Origin of the sequence: Citrobacter sp. RHBSTW-00570, from assembly GCF_013739755.1 — a bacterium.
In the GTDB taxonomy this organism is placed as follows: domain Bacteria; phylum Pseudomonadota; class Gammaproteobacteria; order Enterobacterales; family Enterobacteriaceae; genus Citrobacter; species Citrobacter braakii.
The window spans coordinates 1,455,551-1,468,383 of the sequence record NZ_CP056399.1 but is presented as its reverse complement, the minus strand read 5'-3'; the positions used below and the strand labels follow the sequence as shown (position 1 = coordinate 1,468,383).

At 53.8% G+C, this 12,833-nt stretch carries 15 protein-coding genes; 2 read left to right on the top strand and 13 right to left on the bottom strand.

The window, feature by feature from the left end:
* Window positions 1-35 precede the first annotated feature (35 nt).
* Entirely contained in the window at window positions 36-887 is an 852-nt protein-coding gene (gene sseA, locus HV237_RS06930; protein WP_047358240.1) for a 3-mercaptopyruvate sulfurtransferase, read from the top strand.
* 222 nt (window positions 888-1,109) lie between these two features.
* On the opposite strand, the gene sseB is transcribed toward sseA, so the two are convergent.
* From sseB to trmJ, 11 genes are all read right to left on the bottom strand, one after another.
* Window positions 1,110-1,886, bottom strand: a complete 777-nt coding sequence (sseB, locus tag HV237_RS06925) for an enhanced serine sensitivity protein SseB (protein ID WP_047358241.1) — start codon at window positions 1,884-1,886, stop codon at window positions 1,110-1,112.
* A gap of 70 nt (window positions 1,887-1,956) precedes the next feature.
* On the bottom strand, window positions 1,957-3,240 hold the full coding sequence (gene pepB, locus HV237_RS06920; RefSeq protein WP_016157137.1) for an aminopeptidase PepB: 1,284 nt from the start codon (window positions 3,238-3,240) through the stop codon (window positions 1,957-1,959).
* Between the two features lie 60 nt (window positions 3,241-3,300).
* Window positions 3,301-3,501 (bottom strand): Fe-S cluster assembly protein IscX, encoded by a 201-nt coding sequence (iscX, locus tag HV237_RS06915; RefSeq protein WP_003037694.1) that lies wholly within the window; start codon window positions 3,499-3,501, stop codon window positions 3,301-3,303.
* An 11-nt stretch (window positions 3,502-3,512) separates the two neighbouring features.
* The gene (gene fdx, locus HV237_RS06910; RefSeq protein ID WP_003037690.1) at window positions 3,513-3,848 is read right to left on the bottom strand and encodes an ISC system 2Fe-2S type ferredoxin; all 336 of its coding nucleotides are present in this window, start codon (window positions 3,846-3,848) and stop codon (window positions 3,513-3,515) included.
* 1 nt (window position 3,849) lies between these two features.
* Window positions 3,850-5,700, bottom strand: coding sequence for a Fe-S protein assembly chaperone HscA (hscA, locus tag HV237_RS06905; protein WP_016157138.1), 1,851 nt, complete (start codon window positions 5,698-5,700; stop codon window positions 3,850-3,852).
* A 15-nt stretch (window positions 5,701-5,715) separates the two neighbouring features.
* Window positions 5,716-6,231 carry a co-chaperone HscB gene (gene hscB / locus HV237_RS06900; protein WP_047358242.1) on the bottom strand — a complete coding sequence of 172 codons (516 nt, stop codon included), beginning with the start codon at window positions 6,229-6,231 and terminating at the stop codon, window positions 5,716-5,718.
* Between the two features lie 108 nt (window positions 6,232-6,339).
* Complete coding sequence (gene iscA, locus HV237_RS06895) at window positions 6,340-6,663, bottom strand: iron-sulfur cluster assembly protein IscA (RefSeq protein WP_003835203.1); 324 nt, start codon at window positions 6,661-6,663, stop codon at window positions 6,340-6,342.
* A 20-nt stretch (window positions 6,664-6,683) separates the two neighbouring features.
* Window positions 6,684-7,070: a Fe-S cluster assembly scaffold IscU gene (gene iscU, locus HV237_RS06890; RefSeq protein WP_002913991.1), complete on the bottom strand. Its 387-nt coding sequence runs from the start codon at window positions 7,068-7,070 to the stop codon at window positions 6,684-6,686.
* Between the two features lie 26 nt (window positions 7,071-7,096).
* Window positions 7,097-8,311, bottom strand: coding sequence for a cysteine desulfurase (iscS, locus tag HV237_RS06885; protein WP_003835233.1), 1,215 nt, complete (start codon window positions 8,309-8,311; stop codon window positions 7,097-7,099).
* Window positions 8,312-8,478: 167 nt separating this feature from the next.
* Entirely contained in the window at window positions 8,479-8,970 is a 492-nt protein-coding gene (gene iscR, locus HV237_RS06880; protein WP_005120405.1) for a Fe-S cluster assembly transcriptional regulator IscR, read from the bottom strand.
* 217 nt (window positions 8,971-9,187) lie between these two features.
* Window positions 9,188-9,919 carry a tRNA (cytosine(32)/uridine(32)-2'-O)-methyltransferase TrmJ gene (gene trmJ / locus HV237_RS06875; RefSeq protein ID WP_016157139.1) on the bottom strand — a complete coding sequence of 244 codons (732 nt, stop codon included), beginning with the start codon at window positions 9,917-9,919 and terminating at the stop codon, window positions 9,188-9,190.
* 118 nt (window positions 9,920-10,037) lie between these two features.
* Here trmJ and suhB point away from each other — a divergent pair, with 118 nt between their 5' ends.
* On the top strand, window positions 10,038-10,841 hold the full coding sequence (gene suhB, locus HV237_RS06870) for an inositol-1-monophosphatase (RefSeq protein WP_016157140.1): 804 nt from the start codon (window positions 10,038-10,040) through the stop codon (window positions 10,839-10,841).
* A gap of 83 nt (window positions 10,842-10,924) precedes the next feature.
* Here the strand turns inward: suhB and HV237_RS06865 are convergent, their stop codons facing one another.
* Window positions 10,925-11,905, bottom strand: coding sequence for a nickel/cobalt transporter (locus HV237_RS06865; protein WP_047358243.1), 981 nt, complete (start codon window positions 11,903-11,905; stop codon window positions 10,925-10,927).
* On the bottom strand, window positions 11,896-12,534 hold the full coding sequence (locus HV237_RS06860) for a DUF1007 family protein (RefSeq protein WP_047358244.1): 639 nt from the start codon (window positions 12,532-12,534) through the stop codon (window positions 11,896-11,898). The genes HV237_RS06865 and HV237_RS06860 overlap by 10 nt, the downstream gene beginning before the upstream one ends.
* Window positions 12,535-12,833 lie beyond the last annotated feature (299 nt).

The window sequence follows — 12,833 nt, the reverse complement described above, 5'->3', positions numbered from 1 at the left end:
CAATTTGCCAATACCTGGTAAAAATGGAGATGCCTATGACCACCGCCTTTTTTGTCGCTGCCGACTGGCTTGCCGAACACATTGACGATCCGGAAATACAAATTCTTGATGCCCGGATGGCACCTCCAGGACAGGAAGATCGCGATGTTGGCGAGGAGTATCGCGCGGGCCATATTCCTGGCGCAGTCTTTTTTGATATTGAAGCGCTTTCCGACCATACGTCACCGCTACCGCATATGATGCCGCGACCGGAAGCCTTTGCCGTAGCGATGCGCGAATTGGGCGTTCATCAGGATAAACACCTGGTTGTCTACGATGACGGCAACCTGTTTTCCGCGCCACGCGCATGGTGGATGCTGCGGACATTTGGTGTCGAGAATGTCTCCATTCTGGCGGGCGGTCTGGCTGGCTGGCAGCGCGATGAGCTAATGCTCCAAGAAGGAAATGAGGATTTACCGGAAGGTGAATTTAACGTGGCATTTACGCCTGAAGCGGTTGTGCGCGTTACCGACGTACTGCTGGCCAGTCATGAAAAAACGGCGCAGATCGTCGATGCCCGACCGGCTGCGCGTTTTAATGCCGAAGTTGACGAGCCGCGTCCGGGCCTCAAGCGTGGCCATGTGCCTGGTGCGCTTAACGTACCGTGGACAGAGCTGGTTCGTGACGGTGAACTGAAAACTACCGACGAACTGGATGCTATTTTCTTCAGCCACGGCGTAAGCTTTGACCGTCCCATTATCGCCAGCTGCGGCTCAGGCGTTACGGCGGCGGTGGTTGTGCTGGCGCTAGCCACGCTGGGCGTTTCTAACGTCGCATTGTATGACGGCGCATGGAGCGAATGGGGCGCGCGTAACGATTTACCGGTAGAACCGGCTGAGACTCAATAAAATCTGATTTACTCATCTTTTTCACCCACAAAAAAACCGCTCAATGAGCGGTTTTTTTGTACCGGTCCGGTTCTCGGCCTTTCCAGCAGGCTGTGCTGCTTTAGCAAAGCAGGCTCATCGTAGCGCACTAATACTCCCTTTTGAGGGAGAAAAAGCCAACTGAGTTAGCGGCAAAATTATTCAGTGCGCGAGGTATAATCCTTCGTGGCGGCTTTCCTTCACTCAGATAATCCGGTTCTGTTTGAAGTCGCGCAGGAAACCGCCCCAGCGGCGTTCGTAGAACGGTGCGATGTGCTCAGTGATAAAGTGACTCACGCCCTTCTCACCTTTCTTCACCTGGCAGATATCAATGGGTTCATCACCCGGCAACGTATCGGTTGCGACGCTACCCGCAGCATGGATGATCTCTTCAATATCACCTTCAGCTTCGATACCAATCAGCAGATTCGGCTGGGCTTCAGCACTTTCTTTGATTGAGCAGAGAAATGCGCGTTTTACCGGCTTAATGGTTTTAAACAGCGTGGTCAGTGAGTCAATCATCTGCGCCGGAGGTTCAGCGACTTCAGAAAGGAGCAGCGATTCACCACCTTCCAGTACTTCCTGGGTGCTTAGCGGATTACCCTCTTCCCCCATCAGCAGGCTGATTTCACGCGGCATAAACTCTTTGCCGGTCGGCAGTTTAGCGTTGAGAAAGAGCGTTTCGCCAAGCGTCATTTCAAATAGCGTACGCACCGGCATAACGACAAATGCTTGCTCATCTTCAACCGCCTGTTGCAGGGCTTTCAGGGAGGTGAAGAACGGGATCACGGTCGTGCCGTCTTCTTTTTCCCAGTGTTGAAGGTCGAGGGCGCTGTCTTCTACTACCGCCTCGCCTTCTGCGGCAGTACCCGGCACCCAGACGGTGGATTCCAGTAAAGTACGGAAAAATGCCGGACGATGCGCAGGCTCTGTCGCTGCTTGCTCCAGCAACGTTTCTAATTCATTTTTTGTTTCGGACATAAGTATCACAAATTGGATGAATACATGTAAGCCGGATAAGCGTAGCGCCATCCGGCAATACAGTCATGAATTATGCGGTCAGCAGATTCGCGATGGTGCGCACACCCAGACCAGTTGCGCCCGCAGACCACTGCTCAACCGGCGCTTTGCGATAGGTTGCAGAGCAATCGATGTGCAGCCAGCCTTGCTGGTAATTTTCCACGAAATGGGACAGGAAGCCCGCCGCGGTGCTTGCACCCGCTGGGTAGGCCGCACTGCCGGTATTGTTCAGCTCGGCAAAATTTGACGGCAGTTGGCTACGGTGGAACTCTGCCAACGGCAAACGCCAGAACGGCTCGTTTTCTTGCGCCGCACTTGCCAACAAACGCGCGGCCAGTTGGTCATCAAAGCTAAACAGCGCGTGGTAATCGTTGCCCAGTGCGGTTTTCGCCGCGCCGGTCAGCGTGGCAGCATCAATGATCAATTCAGGTTTTTGCGCGCTGGCATCGATCAGGCCATCGGCCAGTACCAGACGCCCTTCAGCATCGGTATTCATCACTTCAACTTTTTTACCGTTGCGATAGTGAATGATATCGCCAAGCTTAAAGGCGTTGCCGCTGATCAGGTTATCCGCGCAGCACAGATACAGCTTCACACGCTTGTTCAGGCCACGGGTGATGGCAAACGCCAGCGCGCCGGTGACCGTTGCCGCACCGCCCATATCGGACTTCATTGAGTCCATAAATGCGCTTTGCTTGATACTGTATCCGCCAGAGTCAAAGGTAATTCCCTTGCCAACCAGGCAGGCATAAACTGGAGCTTCTTTGTCGCCAGTCGGGTTGTAATCCAGCGCCAGCAGCACCGGCGGGCGTTCAGAGCCTCGACCCACGGTATGCAGCCCCATGTAGTTCTGCTCGCGCAGATCTTCACCTTTGGTGATACGGTACGAGACGTTGTCGCAGGCCACGCCGCACAGCAGGTCTACCGCGCGTTGCGCCAGCTGTTCCGGGCCCAGCTCTTCTGCAGGTGCGTTAATGGTATCGCGCACCCAGTCAATAATCTTCAGACGGTTATCCAGCTCTTTGCGCTGCGCCTCGTCCAGAGCGGCCCACTCAACTTTGCGGGTGCCTTTTGGTCCTTTGTAACCCTGCCAGAACGCCCAGCTACGTTCGGTATCCCAGCCTTCACCATCCAGTTGGACATGTTTAATACCCAGGCCGTCAATTTTACGCGCGGCGCGCTGGATAAGGCTGAGATCATCTTTTCCGTTCAGGTGCAGGGTAATACCGTCATTATTAATGCTGTATGTCGCCTTTTCACCCCAGCGAGCGTCAGCGGGTTGCGTGGAAAGCGTAATTTTCATGGCTTCTGTCATTTTATTTATCCTTATTTCGCGCATACAGGAAAACGGGCCACCCGTGGGCAGCCCGTTGACTTATTCGGCTTCGTCCAGCCAGACCAGTAAAATGGCCTCAAGGATTTTTTCGTTCGATGCCTGTGGATCATCATCGAACTCTTCCAGGTCACAGATCCATTGGTGCAGATCGGTGAAACGAACGGTCTTGGGATCGAGATCGGGGAACGCGTCGTACAGCGCCTCGCCGATTTCGCGGCTATCGGTCCACTTCAGTCCCATACTACCCTCTGTTAATGCTCACGTGCATGATTGATTGTGTAACGTGGGATTTCGACCACTAAATCGTCCTCGGTTACCCGTGCCTGACAGCTTAAACGGCTCTCCGGCTCCAGTCCCCAGGCTTTATCCAGCATGTCGTCTTCTTCTTCTGTGCTTTCCGGCAAAGAATCAAAACCTTCACGTACGATGCAGTGGCAGGTCGTGCAGGCACAGGATTTTTCACAGGCGTGTTCAATCTCGATACCGTTACGCAGGGCAACGTCGAGAATGGTTTCGCCGGTCTCAGCTTCCAGAACTGCGCCATCGGGACAGAGATCCTGATGAGGCAAAATAACAATCTTTGGCATATTAAACCTCGTCCACGGAATGGCCTTTCAGCGCGCTACGGACGGATTTGTCCATACGGCGAGCGGCGAATTCCTGGGTTTGTTTGTCTACGTTTTTAATGGCTTGTTCTATCGCGTCAACATCGTCACCCTGTGCTACCTCGCTCAAGTGCGCGGCGGCGGTGTCGATAGCCTGACGTTCTGCGGCGCTTAACAGCGCGGCATCAGCGTTCAGCGCACCGGATAAACTCTCCAGTACGCGTGCCGCTTCGACTTTCTGTTCTGCCAGCATACGAGCTTTAACGTCCTGCTCGGCAAAACTCATCGAATCCTGAATCATGGAGGCGATTTCACTGTCGGTCAGACCGTAGGACGGTTTGACCTGAATCGAGGACTCAACGCCGGTGGATTTCTCCATAGCGGTGACGCTCAGCAGCCCATCAGCATCGACCTGGAAGGTCACGCGGATATGCGCGCCGCCTGCCGGCAACGCCGGGATACCGCGCAGCGCAAAACGCGCCAGTGAACGACAGTCTTGCACCAGCTCACGCTCGCCTTGCATCACGTGAATGGACATCGCGGTTTGGCCATCTTTAAACGTGGTGAAGTCCTGCGCACGCGCCACCGGGATAGTGGTGTTACGCGGGATCACTTTCTCCACCAGACCGCCCATGGTTTCCAGTCCCAGAGACAGCGGGATAACATCCAGCAGCAGCATTTCGCTGTCCGGTTTATTCCCGACCAGAATATCCGCCTGGATTGCCGCACCGATAGCGACCACTTTGTCCGGGTCGATAGAGGTCAGCGGCGTACGGCCAAAGAATTCACCGACGCGTTCACGTACCAGCGGCACGCGCGTTGAACCACCGACCATTACCACTTCCAGCACATCCTGCGGCTCAACGCCCGCATCTTTCAGCGCACGGCGGCAGGCTAGCAGCGTACGTTTAACCAGTGCGGAAATGAGTTCATTAAAGGTTTCACGGGTGATTTCACCCTGCCATCCTGCCACGTTAACCGTCACAGAATCGGCGTCGCTGAGTGCGATTTTCGCTGCAATCGCGGCATCCAGCAGTTCGCGCTGTACGCGGTTATCGCTGCGATCGGCAACGCCCGCCTGCTCGCGAATGTAATCGGCCAGCAGATGGTCAAAATCGTCGCCGCCAAGCGCGGAATCACCACCGGTCGCCAGCACTTCAAACACGCCGCGACTCAGGCGCAGAATAGAAATATCAAAAGTACCGCCGCCAAGGTCATAGACCGCGATCACGCCTTCCTGACCGGAATCCAGGCCATAAGCGATCGCCGCAGCGGTCGGTTCGTTCAGCAGACGCAATACGTGCAGGCCCGCCAGACGCGCGGCGTCTTTCGTCCCCTGACGCTGTGCATCGTCAAAGTAAGCCGGAACGGTGATCACTACGCCATCCAGTTCGCCGGACAACGATTCGGTTGCCCGCGCGGCCAGCGCTTTCAGAATGTCAGCGGATACGCGCACCGGATTAAGCAAACCGGCAGCGGTTTCAATCATCGGCAGGCCGTTTTCGCTCGCCTGGAATGAATAAGGCAGATGTGGGTAACGCGCCTGGATATCCGCCAGAGAGCGGCCCATCATGCGTTTTACCGAGCTGACGGTGTTTGCCGTATCCAGCGCAGCATTGGCGCGGGCATCGTAACCGACCGAGTAGCCCTGCTGCTGATAGTGAACCACTGACGGCAACAGGTGGCGACCTTCATGATCTGCCAGCGTTTCGGCCTGGCCGCTGCGTACGGTCGCAACCAGGGAGTTGGTGGTGCCTAAATCGATACCGACCGCCAGACGACGCTGGTGCGGCGCGGCGCTCAGACCAGGCTCACTAATTTGTAATAAGGCCATTTTCGCTTCCGGAAATTAAAAATCGAGCAGTTTTTCTTCGAGTTGTTCTGCACTGCTTCGCAGTTTATCGAGAAAACGCAGCTTACGCACGGTATCTGCCGCTGCGTCCCACGTCTCGCTATCCAGCTGTTCCACCATCAGTTGATGGCGAACGTTGTACATTTCGCTGACGCGTTGCATAAACGCATCCAGCCGTTGATTGTCTTTTGCCTGTTCAATCTCGTCCAGCTCTTCACGCAGCTCCAGTTGTTCCATCAGAAACGCGGTATCGCGCACCGTGTGCTGCTCGCTGCGGATATCAAAGCCGTGTAAAGACAACAAGTATTCGGCGCGCATCAAAGGATGACGCAGCGTTTGCCAGGCCTGGTTGATAGTGGCGGACTGCGAAACCGCAGTAAGTTGTTCCGCCTGAGAACCGCTGGCGAATTTATCAGGATGATACTGACGTTGCAGATCCTGAAAACGTAGGCTCAGCGCCTGAGTATCGAGCTGATAACGGGCCGGTAAGCCAAAGAGGGTGAAGTAGTCCATAACATTCTCAGGGCATCGATTCTCTGTTGTTCGATGAGGCAAAACCAGAGAGTCAGGTAAAACAAACCCCACGCGCAGGCGACCACGGTGGGGTTATCAGTAAGCGCGTTACACGTGGAAGCTTTCGCCGCATCCACATTCGTCTTTCACGTTCGGGTTAGTGAACTTAAACCCTTCGTTCAGACCTTCTTTGACGAAGTCTAACTGCGTACCGTCGAGGAATTGCAGGCTCTTACCGTCGATCACGACTTTTACGCCTTTGTCTTCAAACACGGTATCTTCAGCCGCCGGCTCGTCAACAAATTCCAGTACATAAGCCATACCTGAGCAGCCGGAGGTTCTCACGCCCAGACGCAGACCAAACCCTTTACCGCGGTTTGCCAGGAAGGTATTTACACGCGCTGCTGCACTGTCGCTTAAGGTAATCGACATAATAAAACCTCAACTCTTAATTATTTTGCTTCACGTTTGCTTTTGTAATCCGCAATCGCGGCTTTAATCGCGTCTTCAGCCAGAATAGAGCAGTGAATTTTCACTGGTGGCAGTTCAAGCTCGTCGGCGATATCGGTATTTTTGATCGCCTGTGCTTCGTCCAGAGATTTCCCTTTTACCCATTCGGTAACCAGAGAGCTGGAGGCAATAGCGGAACCGCAGCCGTAAGTCTTGAAACGCGCGTCTTCAATGATACCCTCATTGTTGACTTTGATCTGCAACTTCATCACGTCGCCACAGGCCGGTGCACCCACCATGCCGCTGCCCACGTTCTCGTCGCTGTTGTCAAAAGAGCCCACGTTACGTGGATTCTCGTAATGATCGATTACTTTTTCGCTGTAAGCCATGTTGAATTCTCCTTATGTGCGCCGAATTAGTGATGAGACCATTCAATACTGTTCAGATCCACGCCCTGTTTGAACATTTCCCACAGCGGAGAAAGGTCGCGCAGGCGGCCAATGGAGTTGCGAACCAGATTGATGGCGTAGTCAATCTCTTCTTCGGTAGTGAAACGACCTAAAGAGAAACGAATTGAGCTATGTGCCAGCTCGTCGGTCATCCCCAGCGCGCGCAGCACGTAGGATGGCTCCAGGCTTGCAGAGGTACATGCAGAACCGGAGGACACAGCCAGGTCTTTCAGCGCCATAATCAGCGACTCGCCTTCAACAAAGTTGAAGCTAACGTTGAGAATGTTCGGTGCGCCCTGCTCGAGGTCACCATTGAGGTACACCTCTTCCATATCTTTCACGCCGTTCCACAGACGGTTACGCAGACTGCGCAGGCGCGCCATCTCGGTTTCCATCTCTTCTTTGGCGATACGGTAAGCTTCACCCATCCCAACGATTTGGTGCACAGGCAGCGTACCGGAACGCATGCCGCGCTCGTGACCGCCGCCGTGCATCTGCGCTTCAATACGAATACGCGGTTTACGACGAACGTACAGCGCGCCGATACCTTTCGGGCCATAAATTTTGTGGCCGGAGAAGGACATCAGGTCAACTTTCAGTTGGCTCAGATCGATAGGCAGTTTGCCCACGCTCTGAGTCGCATCAACGTGATAGATGATACCGCGGGCACGGCACATTTCGCCGATGGTTGCGATATCCTGTACCACGCCGATTTCGTTGTTAACGTGCATGATGGAGACCAGAATGGTGTCGTCACGCATTGCCGCTTCAAGTTCTTTCAGGTCGATAATGCCATTACGCTGCGGGGCGAGGTAGGTCACTTCAAACCCTTCGCGCTCCAGCTGACGGCAGGTGTCCAGCACGGCTTTGTGTTCGGTTTTGCTGGTGATGATGTGCTTGCCTTTTTTCTGGTAAAAGTTGGCTGCACCTTTAATCGCCAGGTTATCGGATTCCGTCGCACCGGAAGTAAAGACGATTTCACGCGGATCGGCACCGACCAGATCAGCGATCTGATTGCGGGCGATATCTACCGCCTCTTCAGCTTGCCAGCCGAAACGGTGTGAACGGGAAGCTGGGTTACCAAAGTTTCCGTCCAGGGTCAGACACTGCATCATTTTCTCGGCAACACGCGGGTCCACCGGCGTGGTTGCGGAGTAGTCGAGATAGATCGGTAATTTCATTGCTCTATAAACTCCGTACATCGCTTCAATGCAAGGAACCAGGCAACCGGCTGGATGTACGACCGAGTTAACGGGGCGTCTGGCACCCCGGCCTGATTCTGAAATACTTTTTACGCTTCATCTTTCTGGCTGCCTTGATGCAACCAGAAGATATTGCGTAATTTTTATTAGGCACGCAGTTTGACGTCGATAGCGTCTTGCGTGCGAGTGCTGCGTGGAGCGTCATGTGTGTGCTGGCGACCAGACACATCCAGGACTTCCTGATTATTCACCAGTTCGCCCAACGTAATGTTGTTGAGGAAACCGGTCAGACGATCGCTCAGATCGCGCCACAGCGCGTGAGTCAGGCATTTATCGCCGCCCTGACAACCGCCTTTGCCCTGGCAACGGGTCGCGTCTACAGACTCGTCAACAGCGCTAATCACTTCACCTACTGCGATGCTGCCGGCATCTTTACCCAGCAGATACCCGCCGCCTGGTCCACGTACGCTGGAAACCAGACCGTTTTTACGCAAACGGGAAAACAGCTGCTCCAGATATGACAGGGAAATTCCCTGACGTTCAGAAATATCAGCCAACGGTACCGGGCCCGTTTCGGAGTTGAGCGCAACGTCCAACATTGCGGTCACGGCATAACGCCCTTTTGATGTCAGTCTCATGTCTTACTTAGCCTCAAACTCGCCCCTGCCCGGGGTTTTTTATTGTAAAATGGGGGTATTGCATAGCAGGGGCAAGTCTGACATTCCCGACTAAATCAGTCAACTATTTACTTGACTAATTTAGTCAGGTATTTAACCTTCAGTGCCATTTTCACTTACTGGATGGCGCTTCGCTAATCCGGCCTGGAAATCGTGCAGCCATCCGGCATCAAGACGCTTACTTGCCTTTATTCTGCTGCTCTATAGAAGCTAAAATTCCGCGCAAAATGTTCAGCTCCTGGCTCTCAGGACGCGCACGAGTGAACAGACGGCGCAGCTTGTTCATCACCTGCCCCGGATGTCCTTCGCGGATAAACCCGGTCGACAGCAGCGTTTGTTCCAGATGACCGTAAAAACGCTCTAAATCATCGACCAGCGGATACTCAGCTTCTTCGTATTCTGCGGTCTTGTCGCTTTCCTGCGTTGCCAGCCAGGCCATGCGAACTTCATAAGAGATGACCTGCACCGCCATCGCCAGGTTGAGCGAGCTGTATTCCGGGTTCGCGGCAATGGCGACATGATAATGGCACTTCTGCAGCTCTTCGTTGGTCAGGCCAACGCGTTCACGTCCAAACACCAGCGCCACCGGCGAGTTCGTTGCTTCAGAGACGCTTTTTAAACCGCATTCACGCGGATCCAGCATTGGCCACGGCAGCGTACGGGAGCGCGCGCTGGTACCCACCACCAGGCTGCAACCCGCCAGCGCTTCATCGAGAGTATCGACGATCTGCGCGCTGCCGATCACATCGCTGGCACCTGCCGCCAGGGCGATGGCCTGGGAGTCCGGTTTAACCAGTGGATTTACCAGCCACAGATTAGTTAAACCCATGGTTTTCATTGCGCGGGCCACAGAGCCCATGTTGCCAGTGTGAGAGGTTTCCACCAGCACGATTCGAATATTTTGCAGCATTGTATTTCTTCGGCTAAAGATTATTCGGGCATATTATCATAAAACGAAGACATATTCCGAACTCGCTGCTATACTCTGCGCCGTTTTCCCGTTCTTTAACATCCAGTGAGAGAGACCGATGCATCCGATGCTGACCATCGCCGTGCGCGCAGCGCGCAAGGCGGGTAATGTAATTGCCAAACACTACGAAACGCCAGACTCTGTAGAAACCAGCCAGAAAGGCAGCAATGATTTCGTGACTAACGTCGATAAAGCCGCCGAAGCGATTATTATCGAAACAATTCGCAAATCTTACCCACAGCACACCATCATCACCGAAGAAAGCGGTGAGCATGTTGGTGAAGATCAGGATGTTCAATGGGTTATCGATCCACTGGATGGCACCACCAACTTCGTAAAACGTCTGCCGCACTTCGCGGTTTCCATCGCAGTACGCATTAAAGGCCGTACTGAAGTCGCCGTTGTTTACGATCCAATGCGTAACGAACTGTTCACCGCAACCCGCGGCCAGGGCGCACAGCTGAACGGCTACCGTCTGCGTGGCAGCACTGCACGCGATCTGGACGGCACCATCATCGCCACCGGTTTCCCGTTCAAAGCGAAACAGCACGCCACGTCTTACATGAAAATTCTTGGCAAGATGTTTACCGAGTGCGCTGACTTCCGCCGCACTGGTTCTGCTGCGCTGGATCTGGCTTACGTTGCCGCTGCACGCGTTGACGGTTACTTCGAAATCGGTCTGAAACCATGGGATTTCGCCGCAGGTGAGCTGATTGCTCGTGAAGCAGGCGCACTGGTTTGCGACTTCACCGGCGGTCATAACTACATGGCGACTGGCAACATCGTTGCAGGTAATCCGCGCGTAGTGAAAGCCATGCTGGCTAACATGCGTGACGAACTGAGCGACGCGCTGAAGCGTTAATTCAGTACAGCCCGGTGGTGTCATGCTTACCGGGCCACGTGTTGATACAGGCCGGATAAGGCGAAGCCGCCATCCGGCTTTGATTAAAACGGTCTAATCCCTCGCCCCATCGGCACCGCGCTCCCCCACATCACTACCGCAGCAGCAATCAGCACCGCACCACCGGCTAATGCCAGCGTCGTCCAGCCAATCTGTCGCCACAGCACCGGCGCTTTATGTCCGCTAAGTCTCACCGCCAGCGAGCGGAAACTGTGTACCAGCAAAGCCAGTGACGTAATGGTCAAAGAGGTTCCTGCCGCCATCGCCAGCGCCGACGCCATGCCCCAGCTAAAAACGCCAACCACTTTGCTAAACAGTAAAACCATAATTGCCCCGGAGCATGGCCGCATTCCCATAGACAAAACGATCATCAGCCGGGCGCGCCAGTCATCACCGCTTTGCAGCTGTTCAGGATCAGGCAAATGCTGATGCCCACAGCCACATCCCTCGTGATGCACATGGTGCGGCGTGAAGGCGATAAATTTCGGGCGACGCAGTAACTGGCGCAATTTCTTCAGCGCACGGACGCACAATAAAACGCCCAACACGCCAACCAGCGCATAACTCCCTTTCTCCAGCCAGAAACTACTCATATGTAGCCGTCGTGCAGGCAACTGCAAAATGGTGAGCACCACAACCACCAGCCCGATGGCGACCAGTCCCTGTAATAAAGATGAGGCCAGCGTCAGGCCAATACTCGATCTCAGCTTCGAGGGATGCGTTGCCAGCCAGGTGGTAATGACGACTTTTCCATGTCCTGGTCCCAACGCATGCAGCACGCCATAGAGAAAACTAAACAGCAGCAGCGATCCCCCGGCCTGGGCCGGATTGGCGGCAACGGCTTTCAGCAAACCGCTCATCTGCTGGTTAACGTCGCGCTGCCAGACGACACTTTTCATCATCACCTGCGGCCAGGCCTGCCATAGCCACAGTATGCCGACTGCAGCCAGCAGTAAAAACACCGCCAGCGGCCATAGTGTCAGCCAGCGGCGTCTGGCGGCGCGTTGTTGATAAACTACGGACATTGCAGCGTCACCGTCTGTGCAAACTGTTTACCCAATTCCATATCCTCCGGCGGTGCGTCTTCTTTATCCAGCGACTGCGCAAAGCTCAGCATTTGTTCATTCGGCGTCGGCGTATGTACTGAAATACGGCATTGCTGACTTATGGCCTGCGCCAGCCTGGCATCGCTGTCTTTGTCATAGCTCATATCAACGTAGTAGGTGGGGTCGAAGGTTGAAATAGTATATTTTTGACCGCTCAGCGGCTGAGCTTCCGCCAGCGGCAACACGAACGTCAGCACTGCCTGATGTTCTTCACGCTCCATGCCATATTCCGTCGGCCTGTTTTTAAACTTTACCTTTTTCCCGTCGTGCCACACTTCGGTGAAATAGTGCTGCCCGAGGACGTTGGCCATCACTTCTGCCGCCAGTTTTTTCCAGATCTCATCACCAGGTTTGGCATTTCCCGCATCGTAAAGCAGATCTGCCGAGGTGATTTCATCCATCGTCCAGCGCATTTTTAGCGCGACGAACTGGTCATTCTCGCTCACTATCTCGGTTTTCAAATGGATAAAGCTGTGGGGATGCGCACCTGCGCCAAAGGGCAGGATCGCGAGAAACAACGTCATAATGATACGTTTAACGCCTTGCATGAGTTCTCCACGAGAAAAATCTACACCGCCACAAATAATGATGCCGTGTTTGGCGAAAGTGTGCTGAGGATACCATTGAACGAAAAAATGTTGAGCCCCCTTTTCCGGTATCGATTCAGTTCTCAATTTCAACAATTTCTTCTTCAGCAACATCCTCCCAAATACCTTTTCGTCGCCACAACTTAAGTAAAATGATAACAATTTGTTAATTTATGGTTTCATTTTAATGTTTTGTTAACACTAAATTTAAATCCCTGAGTGTATTTCCGTGCAAATTTAACTAATATTTAACCGCTTAT

Bases quoted from the DNA above. Each gene is read 5' to 3' on its own strand.
- sseA (WP_047358240.1), top strand. From the start codon at position 36: ATGACCACCGCCTTTTTTGTCGCTGCCGACTGGCTTGCCGAACACATT.
- sseB (WP_047358241.1), bottom strand. From the start codon at position 1,886: ATGTCCGAAACAAAAAATGAATTAGAAACGTTGCTGGAGCAAGCAGCG.
- pepB (WP_016157137.1), bottom strand. From the start codon at position 3,240: ATGACAGAAGCCATGAAAATTACGCTTTCCACGCAACCCGCTGACGCT.
- iscX (WP_003037694.1), bottom strand. From the start codon at position 3,501: ATGGGACTGAAGTGGACCGATAGCCGCGAAATCGGCGAGGCGCTGTAC.
- fdx (WP_003037690.1), bottom strand. From the start codon at position 3,848: ATGCCAAAGATTGTTATTTTGCCTCATCAGGATCTCTGTCCCGATGGC.
- hscA (WP_016157138.1), bottom strand. From the start codon at position 5,700: ATGGCCTTATTACAAATTAGTGAGCCTGGTCTGAGCGCCGCGCCGCAC.
- hscB (WP_047358242.1), bottom strand. From the start codon at position 6,231: ATGGACTACTTCACCCTCTTTGGCTTACCGGCCCGTTATCAGCTCGAT.
- iscA (WP_003835203.1), bottom strand. From the start codon at position 6,663: ATGTCGATTACCTTAAGCGACAGTGCAGCAGCGCGTGTAAATACCTTC.
- iscU (WP_002913991.1), bottom strand. From the start codon at position 7,070: ATGGCTTACAGCGAAAAAGTAATCGATCATTACGAGAATCCACGTAAC.
- iscS (WP_003835233.1), bottom strand. From the start codon at position 8,311: ATGAAATTACCGATCTATCTCGACTACTCCGCAACCACGCCGGTGGAC.
- iscR (WP_005120405.1), bottom strand. From the start codon at position 8,970: ATGAGACTGACATCAAAAGGGCGTTATGCCGTGACCGCAATGTTGGAC.
- trmJ (WP_016157139.1), bottom strand. From the start codon at position 9,919: ATGCTGCAAAATATTCGAATCGTGCTGGTGGAAACCTCTCACACTGGC.
- suhB (WP_016157140.1), top strand. From the start codon at position 10,038: ATGCATCCGATGCTGACCATCGCCGTGCGCGCAGCGCGCAAGGCGGGT.
- HV237_RS06865 (WP_047358243.1), bottom strand. From the start codon at position 11,905: ATGTCCGTAGTTTATCAACAACGCGCCGCCAGACGCCGCTGGCTGACA.
- HV237_RS06860 (WP_047358244.1), bottom strand. From the start codon at position 12,534: ATGCAAGGCGTTAAACGTATCATTATGACGTTGTTTCTCGCGATCCTG.